The organism is Paenibacillus planticolens (assembly GCF_013141725.1).
In the GTDB taxonomy this organism is placed as follows: domain Bacteria; phylum Bacillota; class Bacilli; order Paenibacillales; family NBRC-103111; genus Paenibacillus_E; species Paenibacillus_E planticolens.
On record NZ_WHNZ01000045.1, the window covers coordinates 345,948 to 365,721 of the forward strand.

Genomic DNA, 19,774 nt, shown 5'->3' on the forward strand with positions numbered 1-19,774 from the left:
CTATCTAACTTTTAAGAGATTTTACCTTGAAGTAATTCTAGCAGACGGTTTAAGTCATCTTTCGAATAGTAGAGAAGTTCAATCTTCCCCTTGTCCTGCTGATTTTTGATTTTCACCGTTGTACGATAAATATCTCTAAGTTGATCCTCAGCTTGGTTGATATAGGGGTCTCTGTTTTTCTCTTTTTGCTTCGTTTTTTCTTTTTCTTGTCCTGGCGATTCTTCCAGCATTTTTACAGCTTCTTCAAGTTCGCGGACACTCCATTGTTTGCTGATGGTCGCTTCAGCTAGTTCCTTCTTAATCTTGTCATCCTTCACGCCAACAATTGCTCTCGCATGACCCATGGATAATGTTCCACGTGAAACATATTGTTTAATTGATTCTGGCAGTTGAAGCAGTCTTAAGAAGTTTGCGATATGAGAACGGCTCTTGCCAACTTTCGCAGAAAGTTCTTCTTGGGTTAACGAAAACTGATCGATAATCCCCTGATAAGCAAAAGCAATCTCCATAGCGTTCAGATCTTCCCGCTGAACATTCTCAATCAGTGCAATTTCCATGACTTGTTGATCTGTAAAGTTTCTTTCAACGGCTGGAATCGTTGCAAGTCCTGATACCTGAGAAGCACGGAATCTTCTCTCACCGGCAATGATTTCGTAGCCCTTAAGAACCTTACGAACAATGATTGGTTGAATAACGCCATGCTCTTTAATCGAATCAGCTAACTCTTTAATACTATCTTCGTTAAAATGCTTTCTAGGTTGATAAGGGTTAGCTCTCAATTGCGCTAAAGGGATTTGAATCACTTTATCACTCTCATCAATGTGCAATGACGTGATTAAAGCATCCAAGCCTTTACCTAAACCTTTGTTTAGGCCTTTGGTCATATCGAGATCACTTCCTTCGCAAGCTCTAAATACACTTCCGCGCCTTTTGATCTAGGATCGTAAGTAACAATCGATTGCCCATGACTGGGAGCTTCGCTTAGGCGAACGTTCCGCGGGATAATCGTTTGATATACTTTAGTTTGAAAGTATTTCTTAACTTCCTCAATGACTTGAATACCGAGGTTTGTTCTAGCATCAAACATCGTTAACAAGACACCTTCAATTTGAAGCCCTGTATTAAGATGCTTTTGGACCAAGCGAACCGTATTCAGCAGTTGGCTTAACCCTTCAAGCGCGTAGTATTCACATTGAATTGGGATAATAACAGAATCTGCAGCAGTTAGAGAATTAATCGTAAGAAGACCTAACGAAGGTGGGCAATCAATAAGGATGTAATCATACATATGTTTAACTAATTGCAAAGACTTTTTCAATCGAACTTCCCTTGATATCGTTGGAACAAGCTCAATCTCAGCGCCCGCAAGCTGAATCGTCGCAGGTACAATTTTAAGGTTTGGAACATTCGTATCAACCGTTGCATCTTTGGGGTGAACATCGTTAATAAGCACATCATAGATGCAATTCACGACATCGGCCTTATTAACACCAATACCACTAGTCGTATTCCCTTGTGGATCGATGTCAACGAGCAGCACTCTCTTCCCGAGCGAAGCTAAGGAAGCACCCAAATTCACAGAAGTTGTCGTCTTGCCGACGCCACCCTTCTGATTCGTTATTGCTATAATTTTAGACAAAACCATTTCACCTCAATCGCTTATGTTCCAAATGCCATTCTAAAAGCAGTATATCTATCTTAACATATCTATCAGCCAGTTACCTCATCTATATTGATAGTTTTATCTCATAAGATGCAAAAAAACGGCTTGCGCCGTTTAAGGTAGCAATAAATGCTCGGTTATCGTTTATCGTTTAGGAATTTTAATGATAATTTCGTAGTGATCCTCATGATCCTGCTCATGCGTATTAATATTCAGCCCTGAGCTGGTTACCATCTCAACGGATTGACGAATCGTGTTCAAAGCTAAACGAACATCCTTGGAGAACGAAACTCGACGAGATTTCTTGATTTTCGCTGCTTCCTTTAAAAAGTTAATCTTAATTTCTGTTTGTTTCACATTCAGCTCTTTCGCAATCACTTCTTCAAGAATTTTCACTTGCAATTCTTCTTGATCCAAAGCTAATAAAGCTCTGGCGTGACGCTCTGTGATCTTCCGCTCCATCAAGGCCATCTTAACAGGTTCGCTTAAGTGTAAAAGGCGAATCTTATTGGCAATGGTTGATTGGCTTTTGCCAAGACGCTGAGCCAAACTCTCTTGCGTCAGGTCATGCATTTCAATCAACTGATGGTAAGCAGCCGCTTCTTCAATTGCAGTCAAACCTTCACGCTGCAGATTCTCGATAAGAGCAATAGAAGCAGCTTGCGAATCATTAAAATCACGTACAATGGCCGGGATTGTATCAAGACCAAGTTTCTTCACAGCTCTTAAGCGTCGCTCACCGGCTATAAGCTCAAATATATTGTTTTTGACCCTGACAACGATTGGCTGAATGACACCATGCGTTCGAATCGTTTGGCACAATTCATCAATACGATCATCATCAAATAAGGTCCTAGGTTGATATGGACTTGGAATAATGTTATTTACCGGTATGTTTTTGACCTCATCCGTCGACGAACGATCAGCAAGTCCAAATAGCTTTGAAATTTGTTCTTTCATAGGAAACCCTACCACCAACTCTTCCCGTAGTTTAAGCGACCCATACGATCCAAAGATAGACGACCTCTTCGTCCTACAGAACGAAAACGCTTGTCAAGTTACGGCGAAGTATGACAAGTGCAATCACATAAACTTACTTCAAATAGAATAGATTCTTACTATTTATATATTCTCCATCGAAGCTAAATTTCCTGCTTTTAGTAATTGTGAAACTTAGATGAAATGTTTCACGTGGAACATTTTCAACGTTTAATAAGAGGCTCTTTCAATGGAATTCCCGCTTTTCGTGGGTACTTAGCAGGCGTAGCTCCGAGCTTATGAATCTCAACAAAATGCCGCATCGATTCCTCAATTGGCAGCTGCATGTTGAGAACCCTGACTACTTTCCCCTTCAACTCAGATAAGCTAAAGGAAGACTCGCTTAACTCATCTTCAATTTCCGAACCCTTCATGGCGATAAACGTGCCATCCTTTTTCACAAAAGGAAGACAAAACTCATTCAACACCTGGAGTCTAGCAACAGCTCTAGCCGTTACCAAATCGAACTGATCGCGGTATTTAGGTAATCTAGCAATGTCCTCCGCTCTACCATGAACACATTCTGTGTCAGATAGACCTAATTGTGAAACTAGCTCTTTCAAAAAAAGTATTCGTTTATTCAAAGAATCCACGATCGTTACTTTTAGATGAGGAAAAGCGATTTTCAAAGGAATACTTGGGAACCCCGCGCCTGAACCAATATCAGCAATCGTAGACACGGAGCTCACATCAAAATTAAAAGCAACAGAAAGAGAGTCGTAGAAATGCTTCAAATAAACCTGCTCTCTCTCTGTGATGCCAGTCAGATTCATTTTCTCATTCCACTCTACAAGAGTCTTGTAGTACTGCTCGAATTGATCCAGTTGTAGAGTAGAAAGAGTAATCTGTTGTTTCTCTAAAAATTGAACAAATTGTTGTTGTATAGCATCCATATATTAACCTCTAGCCGCAGTGACTCTGTTATAGTGTTCCAAATACACAAGAAGGATCGAAATGTCTGAAGGAGTGACACCTGCAATACGCGATGCTTGACCGATGGATATCGGGCGGATTTTAGCCAGCTTTTGCTTAGCTTCCGTCGCAATACCATGAATCTCGCTGTATTCGATATCATCCGGAATCTTTTTCTTCTCCATTTTCCGCAAACGTTCCACTTGATTGCTTTGCTTTTCAATGTAGCCCGCATATTTAACTTGAATTTCGACCTGCTCCTTCATTTCATCGTCCAACTCAAGAGGTGAAGGAGACATTTGCTCAATATGCTTATACTCAATTTCAGGACGGCGAAGAAGAGCAATAGCCGGAACGGAATTATTTAATACCACACTTTCCAAACTTTCAAGCAGCTGCTGGACATGCGGTTCCGGTCTAATTTTATCCGTATTCAAACGTTCAATTTCTTGATCGACTAATGCTTTCTTATTTAAAAATGCCGCATAGCGCTCCTCAGGAATCAAACCAATCTCGTGGCCGATAGGCGTTAAACGCATATCTGCATTGTCATGGCGAAGCAGCAAACGATATTCAGCGCGTGATGTTAAAAGACGATAAGGCTCATTCGTCCCTTTCGTCACTAGATCATCAATAAGAACACCAATATAGCCTTCAGATCGATCCAGAACGACCGCCTCTTTGTTTTGCACTTTACGAGCCGCATTAATCCCGGCCATAACTCCCTGCCCAGCTGCTTCTTCATAACCAGAAGTTCCATTAATTTGTCCAGCCGTAAAAAGACCGCTAACCAGCTTAGTCTCGAGAGACGGCTTCAATTGTGTAGGAACTACCGCATCATATTCTATCGCATAACCGGTACGCATCATCTCGACCTTCTCAAGGCCAGGGATTGAGCGCAAAATGCCAAGCTGTACATCTTCCGGCATGCTCGTAGATAAGCCTTGAACATAGTATTCGGATGTATTGCGGCCTTCCGGTTCCAGGAAAATTTGATGCTTTGGCTTATCGGCAAAACGAACAATTTTATCCTCGATAGATGGACAATATCTAGGGCCCGTTCCTTCAATAGCTCCTGAAAACATAGGAGCACGGTGCAAGTTCGAGTTAATAATATTGTGCGTCTCTTCTGACGTATAAGTTAACCAACAAGGCAATTGTTCATTAGAGCCCGATTTCGTCTCAAAAGAGAAAAACTTAGGCTCATCATCGCCTGGTTGAATTTCTGTTTTGCTGAAATCAATGGAATCCTTATGAACCCGCGGCGGAGTTCCCGTTTTGAAACGAACGAGATCAAAACCTAATTTACGCAAAGACTCGGAAAGTTTTACAGAAGGCTGCTGGTTATTCGGACCGCTCTCATACATAAGCTCGCCCATAATAACTTTACCTCTTAGATAAGTACCCGTTGTAAGCACAATTGCTTTTGCGTAGTACTCAGCGCCTGTTTTCGTAATAACGCCTTTGATAGCGCCATTTTCTACGATAAGATCTTCAGCCATACCTTGACGTAACGTTAGGTTTGGTGTTGCTTCGATCGTTTCTTTCATTTTGTGCTGATATGAAAATTTGTCGGCTTGTGCACGAAGCGCGTGCACAGCTGGACCTTTCCCCGTATTCAACATACGCATCTGAATGTATGTTTTGTCGATGTTGCGGCCCATTTCGCCACCAAGCGCGTCGATTTCTCGAACAACGTGGCCCTTCGCAGGACCACCAATGGATGGATTGCATGGCATGAAAGCAACCATATCCAGATTAATCGTTAACAGTAGTGTATTGCAGCCCATGCGAGCAGAGGCCAGAGCAGATTCGCAACCTGCGTGTCCGGCGCCGATGACAATAACATCATAATCACCTGCATGATATCCCATAGTTCAACGTCCCTCCCTCTTTTATGAAAATGAAAATGCTGTCGATTTTCATTTTCCTAAGCAGAATTGTGTGAAAATTTGATCGATCAGCGACTCTCCAACCGAATCACCGATAATTTCGCCAAGCTGCTCCCAAGCCGCTCGAATATCGATTTGAATCATATCAATCGGCACATACTGTTCGTTAGCATCGAGCGCATCCTCTAAGGAACGTTTCGCTTGCTTCAACAAGGATATGTGTCGGACATTACTAACATACGTCAGATCGCTTGACTCCAGCTTACCCTCAAAGAAAATTGCAGCAATCGCCTTTTCCAAACGATCGATACCTTTATTCTCAATCAGAGACAACTCCACAATACGTTCCTGTGGAAAATAACTCAGGACCTGTTCGACATCCAGCCTTCGACTCAAGTCCGTCTTATTCAAGATAACAATCGTTTGCTTATCCGCCAGCTGCTTCATAAGCGCAATCTCATCAAGTTGGAGCTCTTCATTGCTGTTCAACACCAATAAAATAAGATCCGCTTCAGCCAAAGCTGTTTTCGATCGCTCGACCCCGATTTGCTCCACGATATCTGTCGTTTCCCGAATGCCCGCCGTATCCAGCAGCTTGAGCGGAATTCCGCCAATATTCACGAACTCCTCAATGACATCCCTCGTTGTGCCCGGTATATCGGTTACGATCGCCCGATTCTCCTGCGCCAACTCATTCAACAGCGAGGATTTCCCAACATTCGGCCTACCCACAATAGCTGTCTCAATGCCCTCGCGCAAAATCTTACCCTGTTCAGCGGTCACCAAAAGACGGTCAATTTCAACCATAACCGCATCGCATTTGCTTTTTATGAAAGCATTGGTCATCTCTTCTACATCATGCTCCGGGTAATCAATATTCACTTCGACATGCGCCATTAATTCCACCAGCACATACCGCAAATGCTTGATTTGTTTCGACAAATTTCCTTCAACCTGCTTTAACGCTACCTTGAATGCGCGGTCCGATTTGGCCCGAATCAAGTCAATAACCGCTTCCGCTTGTGTTAGATCGATGCGACCGTTCAGGAATGCACGTTTCGTGAATTCGCCTGGCTCGGCCAATCGAATCCCTTGCTGCAGCAGCAGATCCAGCACTTTCTTCACAGAAACGATGCCCCCGTGACAGCTGACCTCTACTACATCCTCCATCGTAAAAGAACGTGGAGCTTTCATTAACGTAACGAGAACCTCCTCTACCTTTTCGGCAGAAGCAGGTTCTACAATGAATCCATAATGTACCGTATGCGTCGCAGCATCGGATAATTTCGTTTTTGAGCGAAAAACACGCTCCACGAGTGGAACGGCATCATCCCCGCTCACACGAATAACCGCTATCCCACCCTCGCCGAGTGGCGTAGAAATAGCAGCAATCGTATCATTTAACATAGTCTTTGCACCTCGAATTTACCTCATCTTAAAGAAAAAGCAATGACATGCAAAAGTCATTGCGGTTAACGTTATTTGACGGCGATTACAACCCGACGATTCGGTTCTTCGCCTTTGCTATATGTTTTGACAACGGGATGCCCTTGCAATTCAGCATGAATAATCTTGCGTTCTTGCGAGTTCATCGGCTCCAAAATAACTTCTTTTTTCGACTTTATGACACGATTCGCCAGCCTCAAGGCCAGCTCCTCCAGCGTCTTTTTCCGCCTGTCGCGGAAATTCTCCGCATCTAAGATAATGCGAAAATGCGAATTCGCATAGCGATTGGCGACAATATTGACTAAATATTGCAGCGCATCGAGGGTTTGTCCTCTTTTACCGATCAAAATCCCTAACTCAGAGCCACTCATATTCAAAAGGTAGCCTTCGCGATCCTTTGTCGTATCTATGGTGATGGAAATTTTCATCGCTTCGAACATATCTTGTAAGAAAGCAATGGCTTCCTCAAGTGGATCTGGTATCAATTCAAGCTCAACCTTAGCTTCTTTGGAACCAATAAACCCGAACAACCCTCGTGAGGGCTGTTCCAAAATATGAATCTTTACACGATCCTCAGAAACCTGCCATTGAGATAGACCGGCATTCACCGCTAGCTCAATAGTTTTTCCAGTCACCACAATTTTTTTCATTTGGACAGGCCACCCTTATTATTTTGAGATCCAGGATTTTTTTGTTTTCCAGGAGAACCATAAATAAAGTAAGACTGAATAATGGTGAAGATGTTACCGTAAATCCAGTACAGCGGCAGAGCAGCTGCGAAATTCATGGACATCACGAAGATCATAACTGGGAAAATGTATAGTAAGCTTTTCATTTGTTGATTCATTTGTGAGGACATAAACATTTGTTGAACGAACGTAGTTGCCGCGGCGATCAATGGCAGGACGTAATAATGATCAGGCTGGCCTAAATTCATCCATAAAAAAGTATGCTCGCGAATGTGATCATTACGCATGATAGCTTGATAAAGCGCAATCAGAATTGGCATTTGAACAATGATTGGGAAACATCCGGCTAACGGATTCACACCATTTGACTGGAACAGCTTCATTGTCTCTTCCTGCTGCTTCTTCGCATCATCTTTATACTTTTCTTTAAGCTTCTTCATCTCAGGCTGCAATTCTTGCATCCGTTTAGAGCTCTTATACTGTTTCAGCGTCAGAGGCAAAATGATGAGACGAATAATGATTGTTACGACTAAGATGGATAAGCCGTATTGACCCCATAGCTTGTCTGCGAACCAGTCGAGCGTTTGCGAAAGCGGGTACACAAAATATTTAACAAAAAAACCTGCCGTGTTGGGATCAATTGGTGCCATAGCAGCGCTGCTAGGACTACATCCTGACAACAATAAGATCAACGCAGAAAGAGCTGTAAGCAAATAGAGTCGACGAGTCAAAATGAGATCCTCCTAAATATCTTTTCCAACATAAACTATAACACAATTTCAGCGTGCAAGGAAATATAGCTTCACTTTTTTATTGTGTCGTTTCTTTTTAATAAAGAAGCTTTTCGGATTACGTGCCAGATGCTCTTTTCCATCTCCGCATATTCCATGTCTACAACGGGTTTTCTGGCCAGCAAAATGTAATCATAATGCGGCATCAGATTTTCTTTTTTCAAACGAACGATCTCTTTCACCATTCGCCTCAAGCGGTTCCGGACAACCGCATTCCCCACTTTTTTGCTCACCGATATGCCAAGGCGGAAATGTTCCATTTTGGGTTGAGGCAAATAATATAGAACGAATTGGTGATTCGCCATCGACTTGCCGTACCGGTAAATCTTATTGAAATCTTCTCGTTTAGCTAATCTATATTCTTTTTCCACAGAAATGTACGCTCCAGACCGTTAACATTCAGATAAGCTAAATCAGCCCCAAGGCATCTTATCTATTTTTGACCGAAATGGCGGCATATAAACCGATCCACTCCAATGCAAAAAAAAAAGCCCCTTCCGGAGCCCTCTTTTTACGCGCTAAGAACTTTTCTTCCTTTAAGACGACGAGCTTGTAGAACTTTACGACCGTTCTTCGTGCTCATTCTTTTACGGAAACCATGATTTTTCTTACGCTTTCTCGTATTCGGGTTAAACGTCGGACCCATCTATAGCACCTCCCTACCTGAGGATATCCATCCTACAAAATTTCTACTACTCATTAAATCATATATCACTAAAGAAAGTCAACCTACCCGAGCGTGCAGAATGAAATGTCAAACAGCCACTATAAAATTCGAAAAAGAATAACCTGTGTATAAAATTTCCCACACAAAAAGAGAAGCTTGTCGAAAATCAACAGAATATTAACAATATCTTGTGTTGTGAACAATTTCTATGCACAACTTGTTGTAATTGTGGATAATACCAAACAATCCGTTGATTAACAAGCTATCTTTTGATAAGATGGTAATGTTTCTGTTGTGGATATACACGACCAATTCTCCGATTTATCAACAGTCTGTGGATAACATTGTGAACAAAATTCCCTCTGCAAGAATAAGTCATTTTAACCGATTCTTAATAATGTGGATAAAACGACAAAAGCCGTCCTTTTTTGACCCCATCAGACATGAAGGTTCATTTCGCCGTAAATCGCGCAGAATATACTCTGATTGAGTTCAATCTAAGCTTTATTCGGATCGCTCCAGTTAGAGTTTCATCCATAATGAGTTATACACAGATCAATTTTTTCAAAAACTGGCCTTACGCCACATGTTTGATTTCAAAGGAGTGAATTACTGTGGAAGGCCATTCTACGGACTTATGGCAGCAAATATTATCGATTATCCAAACTAAACTCAGCAAACCAAGCTTCGACACTTGGTTAAAATCAACGAAAGCGACAGTTTTTAATGATTCTACTGTCGTTATTTGTGCGCCCAACAATTTTGCTCAGGAATGGTTGGAAAGCCGATATACCAAGCTGATTGAAGGCACGATTCATGACTTTACCGGCAAACACGTTTCTGTCAAATTCATCATTGAGACCGATGAGCAGAAAGCTCAATCCGCCGCGCTTCAGCCGACTGTTATACCGCCGAAAGGCCCTGCGATCGTCGCCGGAGAAGAAAACTTTACGAATATGATGAATTCGAGATACACCTTCGATACGTTCGTAATTGGATCGGGCAACCGATTCGCGCACGCTGCTTCATTGGCTGTTGCCGAAGCGCCGGCTAAAGCTTACAATCCGCTTTTTCTATATGGAGGCGTAGGTTTAGGCAAGACACATTTAATGCATGCCATCGGCCATTACGTCCTTGAACATAATCCTGGGGCCCGAGTTTTGTACATTTCATCAGAGAAATTTACGAATGAATTCATTAATGCCGTCCGGGATAACCGCGGTGAAGGATTTCGAAATAAATATAGAACCATCGATGTGCTGTTGATTGACGATATCCAATTCCTCGCAGGCAAAGAAGGTACGCAGGAGGAGTTTTTCCATACATTTAATGCTCTTCATGAAGAAGGCAAGCAGATTATTATCTCCAGTGACCGGCCTCCAAAAGAGATTCCAACCCTGGAAGACCGGCTGCGCTCTAGATTTGAATGGGGTTTGATTACCGATATCCAGCCTCCTGATCTAGAGACGCGCATTGCCATTTTGCGCAAAAAAGCAAAAGCGGAAAATCTCGAAATTCCGAATGAAGCGATGATCTATATCGCGAACCAAATTGATACGAACATTCGTGAACTTGAGGGTGCGCTTATACGTGTCGTAGCCTATTCATCTCTTATTAATCAAGACATTAGCGTGCATCTGACGGCCGAAGCCTTGAAGGATATTATTCCGTCGAACCGGCCAAAGGTCATTACGATACAGGATATTCAGCAGCGTGTTGGTGAATTCTATGGATTGAAGCTAGAGGATTTCAAAGCGCGCAAACGAACAAAAGCCGTAGCTTTCCCTAGACAGGTCGCTATGTACCTGGCACGTGAGCTGACGGACTTCTCATTGCCAAAAATCGGAGATAATTTTGGAGGCCGCGATCATACAACGGTTATCCATGCCCATGAAAAAATATCGCAAATGTTGCAAGCGGATCAGGAACTCTATAAGATCGTTCATAATCTTACAGAGCGCATCAAGAACCCCTCTTAATAACATTTGATTTCGGGTGAGCCTATACACAATCTATGCACATGTGGATAGGCTTGCCTTATATAAGGTTCATCCACATATCCACATATCCAGAGCCCCTACTGCTATTACTAATAAAGAATGTTATTATATAAAGATATGCTAACGCACCCCAAAAAAGAACTGCAGGAGTGAAGTCATGAAATTAACGATCCTTAAAGACCATTTAATCGAATCCATTGGTCACGTTTCCAAAGCCATTTCATCTCGTACAACCATCCCCATTCTTACAGGGATCAAAATAGATGCAACCTTAAGCGGTGTTACCCTTACGGCAAGCGATACAGATATTTCGATTCAAAGCTTTACGCCTAGCGAAAACGGTACGAACAAAATCATTCAGCTTTATCAAGCCGGCAGCGTAGTGCTTCCAGCTAAATTTTTCGTGGAAATTATTCGTAAACTCCCTGCTCAATTAATCGAAATTGAAGTAGGCTCTAATTTTCAAACCATTATTCGTTCAGGATCCTCGGAAATTCAAATTATGGGACTCGACCCGGATGAATATCCGCTGCTGCCGGAAATCGAAGAAAGCAAAATGCTTCGTCTTCCAAGCGATTTACTTAAAACGATGATTAAGCAAACGTCATATGCGGTATCCACGAATGAATCTACGCCGATACTTACAGGGGTGCTCTGGAATATCACGGGTGATAAACTGAAATTTATTGCTTGCGACCGTCACCGTTTAGCTTCCAGAGAAGTTTCGGTTGATAACACCAACGCGCACAATTTGCCGAACATCGTTATTTCCGGCCGTACATTGAATGAATTAAGCAAAATTTTGCCGGATCAAAATTCACTTATAGATATAGTTATTTCGGACAATCAAGTTTTATTCAAAATTCATTCGATTTTATTTTATTCCCGTATTTTGGACGGTACGTACCCGGATACATCGAAGCTTATTCCTCAGTCTTTTCAAACCGAAATGGTCGTTCCGACCAAAGAATTGGCTGAAGCAATCGATCGCGCCTACCTCCTATCCAAAGAAGACAAGACGAATATTGTAAAAATGATGATGCTTGAAGACCAAACCATTGAAATTTCGTCCAGCTCCTCCGAGCTCGGCAAAGTAACGGAACAAATTACCCTGCAGCATATTGCCGGTGATTTATTGAAAATCTCTTTTAACTCCAAATATATGCTTGATGCTCTTAAAGTTCTCGATTCTGAGTTTATTCATATTGGATTTACTGGAGCTATGCAGCCTATCATCATGAAGCCGCAAGATTCGACAAACATGTTGCAGCTGATCTTGCCATATCGAACTACGAACTAGGGGGTACTCCAGGATGAAACAGATCGCCATTAACACGGATTACATTACACTCGGGCAGTTTCTAAAACTATCGGACTGCATATCCACAGGTGGACAAGCTAAATTTTTTGTTGTGGATACCAAAATTGAAGTGAACGGGCAAGCTGAAAATCGCAGAGGACGGAAACTCGTACCGAAGGATATCGTTACCGTGGAGGGTTTCGGACAATTCGAAGTCGTTAGCTCCTGATTGGGCCAAGCCAGGAGGATGAGGAATCATGTTTTTGAACAGACTCGCGCTTAAATCTTACCGGAATTACGATCAGATCGAGTTGACGACGGATAGCAATGTAAATATTTTTGTTGGACCCAACGCACAGGGGAAAACGAATTTGCTCGAATCCATCTATGTGATGGCTATGACCAAATCACACCGTACCCATCAAGATAAAGAACTGATCGGCTGGAACGGTGAACAAACGCAGCTCCATGCTCAAATTCAAAAGCGGTATGGAACTTGCCAATTGGATCTATCCATTTCAACCAAAGGCAAGAAAGCAAAGATTAACGGACTCGAGCAAAAGAAGCTAAGCAACTTTATCGGTGCCCTCAATGTCGTTATGTTTGCGCCAGAGGATTTGGAAATCGTCAAAGGAACGCCTGGTATTAGACGACGGTTTCTTGATATGGAGATTGGCCAAGTGCAGCCCTCGTATCTCTATGATTTGTCGCAATATCAGAAAATTTTGCTTCAGCGCAACAATTATTTAAAGCAAAATTTCGCTGGAAAAGGCTCTCCAGATGCTATGTTGGACATCTGGAACGAACAATTAGCACTGTATGGTGTTAAAATTATGAAAAAGCGTCAAAACTTTATTAAGAAGCTGCAGCAATGGGCAGAAACGATCCATCGCGGAATTACAAATGACAGTGAAGAGCTGCTCATTCGCTATTCCCCTTCTTTTGACATAGAGCCATTTGAAGATGAATCTGTTTTATTAAACCAATTTATGATAAAGTTATCATTGGTCAGAGATCAGGAATTCCGAAGAGGCGTTACACTTGTGGGCCCTCATCGTGACGATCTTCTTTTTTACATCAACGACAAAGAAGTCCAAACCTACGGCTCTCAGGGGCAGCAGCGAACCACTGCACTCTCTCTTAAGCTGGCGGAGATTGAACTCATCCATGAGGAAGTTGGCGAATATCCTCTTTTATTGCTTGATGATGTGCTTTCAGAGCTTGATGAATATAGGCAGACGCAGTTGATCCGCACGTTCCAAGAAAAAGTCCAAACGTTTATTACCACGACGGGTCTAGAGAGTGTCCATTTGGACCAGCTGAACCATGCTTCCGTGTTTCATGTTTTGAAAGGAAATGTAAGTGGCAGGAGCTGAGGAGCATGTTTATTCATTTGGGTGGAGAAAAAATTATTAGAGCTTCCGAACTGATTGCTATATTCGATATCTCGATAGAGAAATCATCCAAGATATCGAAACAATTCATTCAACAAGCTGTTAAGGATAAAAAAACAGAAAAAATCGGTGAAGAAGAATGCAAATCACTCGTCGTTACGAAGAGTAAGGTGTATTATTCCCCGATCTCCTCTACCACGCTCAAGAAAAGAGCGCATCTTTTGTTAACGAACTAACCTTTTGTTGTTCACATAAAAGAGTATAAGAGGTTTATCTCACTATAAAAAAGCAGGTGGAGATTAACATGTCCGTGAATCAAAATGCGTACGATGACAGTCAGATTCAGGTTCTTGAAGGATTAGAGGCCGTACGAAAACGGCCGGGCATGTACATTGGCTCGACGAGCGCCCGTGGACTTCACCATCTCGTATGGGAAGTTGTCGATAACAGTATCGATGAGGCGTTAGCCGGCTTCTGTACCAAGATCGATGTCATAGTGCATAAGAATAATAGCGTTACCGTTATTGATAATGGCCGTGGGATTCCTGTCGGTGAAAATGCGAAGCTAAAGCGTCCGACATTGGAAGTAGTACTTACGGTTCTTCATGCCGGCGGTAAGTTCGGTGGAGATGATTCGGGTTATAAAGTATCGGGCGGTTTGCACGGTGTAGGTATTTCTGTTGTTAATGCGTTGTCTGAGCATCTTACGGTTCAAGTTAAGCGTGATGGCAAAATTCATGAGCAAGAATATCGCCGCGGTGCGCCTCAGTATGACGTGAAGGTTATCGGCGAAACCGAAGAGACGGGAACGCAAGTTACGTTCCAGCCGGATCCCGAGATTTTCAAAGAGACGACGGAATATGACTTTGATATTCTCCAGTCCCGGATTCGTGAGCTCGCATTCCTGAACAAGGGAATTGAGATTAATTTAATCGACGAGCGTACGGATACGGTAACAACCCATATGTACGAAGGCGGTATTATTTCCTTCGTTCAACATTTGAATCGAAATCGGGAAGTTGTCAATGAGATGCCAATTTACGTGGAGGGTGCCAAGGATAACATCTCCATTGAGATTGCTCTTCAGTACAACGATAGCTATACGGAAAACATTTACTCCTTCGCCAATAACATCAATACGCATGAGGGCGGTACGCACGAATCCGGTTTTAAAAGCGCGCTTACGCGGATTTTGAATGATTATGCCCGTAAATCGAACTCACTGAAAGAAAGTGATTCTAACCTTTCAGGTGATGATGTCCGTGAAGGACTTGCTGCGATTATTTCCGTGAAGATTCCAGAGCCGCAATTCGAGGGGCAAACGAAAACAAAACTAGGCAACAGTGAAGTCCGCGGTATTGTTGAGTCTCTATTTGCCGAGAAACTGCAAACATTCATGGAAGAAAATCCAGCGATTGCGAAGCGCATTCTGGAAAAAGGGATTCAGGCAGCAAGAGCCAGAGAAGCAGCACGTAAAGCGAGAGAACTGACTCGACGCAAAAGTGCGCTGGAAGTAAGCGCTCTGCCAGGTAAACTCGCAGATTGTTCATCCAAAGATGCTTCGATCAGTGAGATTTACATCGTAGAAGGTGACTCTGCGGGCGGATCAGCTAAGCAAGGACGTGATCGTCACTTCCAAGCGATTCTTCCTCTTCGCGGAAAAATTTTGAACGTTGAGAAAGCCAGATTAGATCGTATTTTATCCAATACGGAGATTCGGGCGATGATTACGGCTTTTGGTACAGGGATCAGCGATGATTTCGATATCAATAAGGCCCGTTATCACAAAATTATTATCATGACAGATGCCGACGTTGACGGAGCGCATATTCGTACACTCCTTCTTACGTTCTTCTACAGATACATGAAAAAGCTGATCGAATCCGGTTATGTATATATTGCACAGCCTCCTCTTTTCAAATTGGAGAGAAATAAAACCGTACGTTATGCTTACAACGAAAAGCAAAGAGAAGCGATCATGCAAGAGTTTGGCGAAGGTGCCAAAGTCAATGTACAGCGTTACAAAGGACTTGGTGAAATGAATCCGGAGCAATTATGGGAAACCACAATGGATCCGGAGAGCCGTACATTGCTGCAAGTGACGATCGAAGATGCGATTGAAGCGGATACGCTCTTTGATTCTTTGATGGGAGATAACGTAGAGCCTAGAAGAGATTTCATCGAGGAACACGCAATTTACGTGAAAAATCTAGATGTCTAAACGTCTTAGACGTTGTTAACGATGTAAGCTTTCAGGAGGAACATTCATGAGCGAAGAATTACGTTCGCAAGTCAAGGAAATTGACATTTCTACCGAAATGCGTACATCCTTCTTAGACTATGCGATGAGTATCATTGTCAGTCGTGCACTGCCAGATGTAAGAGACGGTCTAAAGCCGGTTCATCGCCGTATTCTATTTGCGATGTCTGAGCTAGGCATGTCTCCAGATAAACCATATAAGAAATCCGCGAGAATCGTCGGCGAAGTTATCGGTAAGTATCATCCTCATGGAGATTCGGCCGTTTATGAAACGATGGTTCGTATGGCGCAAGACTTCTCCCTTCGTTACATGCTCGTTGACGGCCATGGTAACTTTGGGTCGATCGATGGCGATATGGCAGCAGCCATGCGTTATACGGAAGCTCGCTTGTCCAAAATCGCGATGGAGCTTCTTCGCGATATCAATAAAGAGACGATTGATTATGCGCCCAACTATGACGGTGAAGAACAAGAACCTGTTGTTCTCCCGTCGCGTTTTCCGAACTTGCTCGTGAACGGAAGCTCTGGTATTGCGGTAGGGATGGCAACGAACATTCCGCCTCATAACCTTCGAGAAGTCATCGACGGAATCCAGATGCTGATTGAAAATCCGGATGTTACACCTATGGATTTGATGCAAGCCATCAAAGGACCGGATTTCCCGACAGCCGGATTTATTTTGGGTCGTGAGGGAATTAGACAAGCCTATTCAACAGGTAGAGGCTCTGTCACCATGCGGGCAAGAACCGTTATTGAAGAAAATAACAACAAGGCTAGAATCATTGTCAATGAACTGCCTTATCAAGTGAATAAAGCAAGATTGGTTGAGAAAATTGCAGAGCTCGTTCGCGAGAAAAAGATCGATGGCATCACGGATCTTAGGGACGAGTCCGACCGCAACGGGATGCGTGTCGTCATTGAGCTGCGCCGTGACGTCAACCCGAATGTCGTTCTGAATAACTTGTTTAAACAGACGGCCATGCAGTCTAACTTCGGTATTATTATGCTGGCGCTCGTTAATGGCCAACCAAGAGTATTGAATCTTCGCGAGATGCTGACGTACTATCTCAAGCACCAACAGGAAGTGATTCGCCGCAGAACAGAGTATGATTTGCGCAAAGCAGAAGCGCGCGCTCATATCTTGGAAGGCTTGCGGATCGCGCTGGATCACCTGGATCAAGTTATTGCATTGATTCGTGCTTCCCGAACAACGGAAGAAGCTAGAGATGGTCTCATAAACACGTTTAACTTGAGCTACGATCAAGCTCAAGCTATTCTGGACATGCGCCTGCAGCGCTTAACCGGTTTAGAGCGTGAGAAGATTGAGGCAGAATATGAGGAGCTCATGAAGAAAATCGCCGAACTTAAAGCGATTCTTGCCGATGAGCAGCTGATTCTAGCCATCATTAGCGAAGAGCTCAATGAAATCAAAGAGAAATTCGGCGACGATCGTCGCTCCGAAATCACGATTGGCGAGGAAAGCATCGAAGATGAAGACCTTATCCCTCGTGAAGACGTCGTAATTACGATTACACATACCGGCTATATTAAGCGGCTGCCTGTAACTACGTATAAGAACCAGAAGCGCGGAGGACGCGGTATTGTCGGTATGGGAACCAAAGACGACGATTTCGTGGAACACTTGTTCGTGACCAACACGCATCATTACCTGATGTTCTTTACGAATAAAGGGAAAGTGTACCGCTTGAAAGCTTATGAGATTCCGGATTTGAGCCGAACTGCACGCGGCACACCGATCATTAACTTGATTCAAATCGAGCAAGGTGAGACGATCAATGCGGTGATTCCGGTTGAAAGCTTCGAAACGGATCAGTATCTGTTCTTCGCAACGAAACAGGGTGTCGTGAAGAAAACGCCGATTGACGATTATTCGAATATTCGTAAAGGCGGTCTAATCGCTATTAATTTACGTGATGACGATGATCTCATTGGCGTGAAATTAACAGACGGCAATCAAGGCATCATTATGGGGACCAAGTTCGGCATGTCGATCCATTTCCCTGAACAAGATGTACGTTCAATGGGGAGATCGGCTACCGGGGTAAAAGGTATCCAGCTTGATGAGGATGATGCTGTTATCGATATGGACGTTGTTCATGAGGATAATAGCGTATTGATTGTAACGACCAAGGGCTTCGGTAAGCGAACGCCTGTTTCCGAGTACCGTATCCAATCACGCGGCGGTAAAGGGATTAAAACCTTAAACATCACGGATAAGAACGGTCCTGTCGTTGGCCTTAAAGTCGTGCAAGAAGACGAGGATCTTATGATCATTACGGCTTCCGGTACGGTCATTCGGACAAGTATGGACGGTATTTCAGTGATGGGCCGTAATACGCAAGGCGTACGCCTCATCAATATTCGCGAAGACGATGAAGTTGGTACCTTGGCTCGGGTGCAGAAGAATGAAGAGCAGTCTGAGAATGAAGAAGACGGCGATTGGGAAGAAACGGAATCTACGGATACCGAATAATAAATTGCAGGGATGGGCTTACAAACCCATCCCTTTTACTTTACAATAGCATGTATAAGATAAAGTAAGGTGAGTGAGCAATTGTGCCGACAGTAGCCGTTTCTCAATTAAAATATGGTGAAAAACTAGGCGATCATGTAGTAACGAAATTGGGGAATGTCCTTTTTTACAAAGGGAAGGTCATCAATGAAAGAGATATTGAGATTCTAAAAGCATTTCTCATCCCTTCTGTTTTTATTGAATCGAAGAACGGCATTGAGCCGGAGGCGGCCATTGAGGATACGAAGGCGAAAGAGGTTGATTCCGTTCCTCCTTTTTATGTTGAGTATCAGAATATGTTAAAGCTGCTTAAACGCGTTTTCTTACTTGCCAATGGCGGTCAAACATTACCGATCTTAGACATTCGTAACGGACTTGAAGCACTTATTCAGCATATCGATACCTATAAAGTACTTACTTTTACTCCCAAAAATCGCAATCTCCAAGATTACATTTATCACAAAAGCATCATGGTTAGCTTGACCTCCTATTCTTTAGCCAGATGGCATGGTCTCCCTCAGAAAGATTTAATGCAAATTGCATTAGCCGGTCTCCTGCATGACATTGGCGTTTCCAAAGTGGATGCTTCCATTCTGGAGAAAAAGGGCCGATTAGTGGCATCTGAGATGGAGGAGATTAAACAACATACGCTAATAGGGTATCAAATTCTCAAAAATGTGTCTGGTATCAACGAAGGTGTTAAATTAACAGCCGTTCAGCATCACGAACGTGAGGATGGTTCCGGTTATCCGCTAGGAGTGAAAGGCGATAAGATCCACATGTATGCTAAAATTGTGGCGATTGCGGACATTTATAATGCGATGACCAACGAACGATTCCACAAAACAGCGATGTCTCCTTATCTTGTTCTAGAGCAGCTCTTCACGGAGTCATTCGGTAAAGTAGATCCTACCTTGGTTCAGGTGTTTATAAACAAGTCTACACAAATTAGCAATGGGACATTGGTTAAGCTCAGTGATAATCGTGTCGGAGAGATCGTATTCTCGGATCGCTCACATCCGACTAGGCCTTGGGTGAACGTAAATGGAACGATTGTTAATCTGGTTGTAGAGAGAAGCTTATTTATTCAGGATGTTATCGGACATGTATAAAATGTTAGGAACCCCCTGAATAAGGCGGGTTTTCTTTATTTCAAAAGAATATGAATAAAAAGCTTGCATTCTATTTC

Annotated in this window: 18 protein-coding genes; 8 read left to right on the forward strand and 10 right to left on the reverse strand. The window is 43.0% G+C overall.

The window, feature by feature from the left end:
• Window positions 1–11: 11 nt before the first annotated feature.
• The 10 genes from GC097_RS22710 to rpmH all read right to left on the reverse strand — a co-directional run bounded on the left by GC097_RS22710 (window position 12) and on the right by rpmH (window position 9,077).
• The gene (locus GC097_RS22710) at window positions 12–884 is read right to left on the reverse strand and encodes a ParB/RepB/Spo0J family partition protein (RefSeq protein ID WP_171685560.1); all 873 of its coding nucleotides are present in this window, start codon (window positions 882–884) and stop codon (window positions 12–14) included.
• On the reverse strand, window positions 881–1,639 hold the full coding sequence (locus GC097_RS22715) for a ParA family protein (RefSeq protein ID WP_171685561.1): 759 nt from the start codon (window positions 1,637–1,639) through the stop codon (window positions 881–883). Before GC097_RS22715 ends, GC097_RS22710 begins: the two co-directional genes overlap by 4 nt.
• 168 nt (window positions 1,640–1,807) lie before the next feature.
• Window positions 1,808–2,623, reverse strand: a complete 816-nt coding sequence (noc, locus tag GC097_RS22720) for a nucleoid occlusion protein (protein ID WP_171685562.1) — start codon at window positions 2,621–2,623, stop codon at window positions 1,808–1,810.
• A 242-nt stretch (window positions 2,624–2,865) separates the two neighbouring features.
• Window positions 2,866–3,594 carry a 16S rRNA (guanine(527)-N(7))-methyltransferase RsmG gene (gene rsmG / locus GC097_RS22725; protein ID WP_171685563.1) on the reverse strand — a complete coding sequence of 243 codons (729 nt, stop codon included), beginning with the start codon at window positions 3,592–3,594 and terminating at the stop codon, window positions 2,866–2,868.
• Window positions 3,595–3,597: 3 nt separating this feature from the next.
• Window positions 3,598–5,487 carry a tRNA uridine-5-carboxymethylaminomethyl(34) synthesis enzyme MnmG gene (gene mnmG, locus GC097_RS22730; RefSeq protein ID WP_171685564.1) on the reverse strand — a complete coding sequence of 630 codons (1,890 nt, stop codon included), beginning with the start codon at window positions 5,485–5,487 and terminating at the stop codon, window positions 3,598–3,600.
• 48 nt (window positions 5,488–5,535) lie between these two features.
• Window positions 5,536–6,912 carry a tRNA uridine-5-carboxymethylaminomethyl(34) synthesis GTPase MnmE gene (gene mnmE / locus GC097_RS22735; protein WP_171685565.1) on the reverse strand — a complete coding sequence of 459 codons (1,377 nt, stop codon included), beginning with the start codon at window positions 6,910–6,912 and terminating at the stop codon, window positions 5,536–5,538.
• A gap of 71 nt (window positions 6,913–6,983) precedes the next feature.
• Window positions 6,984–7,601: an RNA-binding cell elongation regulator Jag/EloR gene (gene jag, locus GC097_RS22740; RefSeq protein WP_171685566.1), complete on the reverse strand. Its 618-nt coding sequence runs from the start codon at window positions 7,599–7,601 to the stop codon at window positions 6,984–6,986.
• Window positions 7,598–8,371 (reverse strand): membrane protein insertase YidC, encoded by a 774-nt coding sequence (gene yidC, locus GC097_RS22745; protein WP_246294402.1) that lies wholly within the window; start codon window positions 8,369–8,371, stop codon window positions 7,598–7,600. The genes jag and yidC overlap by 4 nt, the downstream gene beginning before the upstream one ends.
• Window positions 8,372–8,442: 71 nt before the next feature.
• Complete coding sequence (gene rnpA, locus GC097_RS22750; protein ID WP_171685567.1) at window positions 8,443–8,802, reverse strand: ribonuclease P protein component; 360 nt, start codon at window positions 8,800–8,802, stop codon at window positions 8,443–8,445.
• Window positions 8,803–8,942: 140 nt separating this feature from the next.
• Window positions 8,943–9,077 carry a 50S ribosomal protein L34 gene (rpmH, locus tag GC097_RS22755; protein WP_028557239.1) on the reverse strand — a complete coding sequence of 45 codons (135 nt, stop codon included), beginning with the start codon at window positions 9,075–9,077 and terminating at the stop codon, window positions 8,943–8,945.
• Between the two features lie 635 nt (window positions 9,078–9,712).
• On the opposite strand from rpmH, the gene dnaA reads away from it, so the two are divergent.
• The 8 genes from dnaA (at window position 9,713) to GC097_RS22795 (ending at window position 19,697) form a co-directional block, all read left to right on the forward strand.
• Complete coding sequence (gene dnaA / locus GC097_RS22760; RefSeq protein ID WP_171685568.1) at window positions 9,713–11,077, forward strand: chromosomal replication initiator protein DnaA; 1,365 nt, start codon at window positions 9,713–9,715, stop codon at window positions 11,075–11,077.
• A 178-nt stretch (window positions 11,078–11,255) separates the two neighbouring features.
• On the forward strand, window positions 11,256–12,398 hold the full coding sequence (gene dnaN, locus GC097_RS22765; RefSeq protein ID WP_171685569.1) for a DNA polymerase III subunit beta: 1,143 nt from the start codon (window positions 11,256–11,258) through the stop codon (window positions 12,396–12,398).
• A 13-nt stretch (window positions 12,399–12,411) separates the two neighbouring features.
• Window positions 12,412–12,627: a S4 domain-containing protein YaaA gene (gene yaaA / locus GC097_RS22770; protein WP_127454096.1), complete on the forward strand. Its 216-nt coding sequence runs from the start codon at window positions 12,412–12,414 to the stop codon at window positions 12,625–12,627.
• 28 nt (window positions 12,628–12,655) lie between these two features.
• Window positions 12,656–13,774, forward strand: coding sequence for a DNA replication/repair protein RecF (recF, locus tag GC097_RS22775; protein WP_171685570.1), 1,119 nt, complete (start codon window positions 12,656–12,658; stop codon window positions 13,772–13,774).
• A 5-nt stretch (window positions 13,775–13,779) separates the two neighbouring features.
• Window positions 13,780–14,028, forward strand: a complete 249-nt coding sequence (gene remB, locus GC097_RS22780) for an extracellular matrix regulator RemB (RefSeq protein ID WP_127454100.1) — start codon at window positions 13,780–13,782, stop codon at window positions 14,026–14,028.
• A 68-nt stretch (window positions 14,029–14,096) separates the two neighbouring features.
• A complete protein-coding gene (gyrB, locus tag GC097_RS22785; RefSeq protein WP_171685571.1) occupies window positions 14,097–16,013 on the forward strand; it encodes a DNA topoisomerase (ATP-hydrolyzing) subunit B in 1,917 nt (638 codons plus the stop codon).
• A 46-nt stretch (window positions 16,014–16,059) separates the two neighbouring features.
• The gene (gyrA, locus tag GC097_RS22790; protein WP_171685572.1) at window positions 16,060–18,546 is read left to right on the forward strand and encodes a DNA gyrase subunit A; all 2,487 of its coding nucleotides are present in this window, start codon (window positions 16,060–16,062) and stop codon (window positions 18,544–18,546) included.
• Between the two features lie 83 nt (window positions 18,547–18,629).
• Complete coding sequence (locus GC097_RS22795; protein WP_171685573.1) at window positions 18,630–19,697, forward strand: HD-GYP domain-containing protein; 1,068 nt, start codon at window positions 18,630–18,632, stop codon at window positions 19,695–19,697.
• The last annotated feature ends 77 nt before the right edge of the window (window positions 19,698–19,774 follow it).

Excerpts from the sequence above, each read along its gene's own strand:
- GC097_RS22710 (WP_171685560.1), bottom strand. The coding sequence starts at position 884 with ATGACCAAAGGCCTAAACAAAGGTTTAGGTAAAGGCTTGGATGCTTTA.
- noc (WP_171685562.1), bottom strand. The coding sequence starts at position 2,623 with ATGAAAGAACAAATTTCAAAGCTATTTGGACTTGCTGATCGTTCGTCG.
- rsmG (WP_171685563.1), bottom strand. The coding sequence starts at position 3,594 with ATGGATGCTATACAACAACAATTTGTTCAATTTTTAGAGAAACAACAG.
- mnmG (WP_171685564.1), bottom strand. The coding sequence starts at position 5,487 with ATGGGATATCATGCAGGTGATTATGATGTTATTGTCATCGGCGCCGGA.
- mnmE (WP_171685565.1), bottom strand. The coding sequence starts at position 6,912 with ATGTTAAATGATACGATTGCTGCTATTTCTACGCCACTCGGCGAGGGT.
- jag (WP_171685566.1), bottom strand. The coding sequence starts at position 7,601 with ATGAAAAAAATTGTGGTGACTGGAAAAACTATTGAGCTAGCGGTGAAT.
- rpmH (WP_028557239.1), bottom strand. The coding sequence starts at position 9,077 with ATGGGTCCGACGTTTAACCCGAATACGAGAAAGCGTAAGAAAAATCAT.
- dnaN (WP_171685569.1), top strand. The coding sequence starts at position 11,256 with ATGAAATTAACGATCCTTAAAGACCATTTAATCGAATCCATTGGTCAC.
- yaaA (WP_127454096.1), top strand. The coding sequence starts at position 12,412 with ATGAAACAGATCGCCATTAACACGGATTACATTACACTCGGGCAGTTT.
- recF (WP_171685570.1), top strand. The coding sequence starts at position 12,656 with ATGTTTTTGAACAGACTCGCGCTTAAATCTTACCGGAATTACGATCAG.
- remB (WP_127454100.1), top strand. The coding sequence starts at position 13,780 with ATGTTTATTCATTTGGGTGGAGAAAAAATTATTAGAGCTTCCGAACTG.
- gyrB (WP_171685571.1), top strand. The coding sequence starts at position 14,097 with ATGTCCGTGAATCAAAATGCGTACGATGACAGTCAGATTCAGGTTCTT.
- gyrA (WP_171685572.1), top strand. The coding sequence starts at position 16,060 with ATGAGCGAAGAATTACGTTCGCAAGTCAAGGAAATTGACATTTCTACC.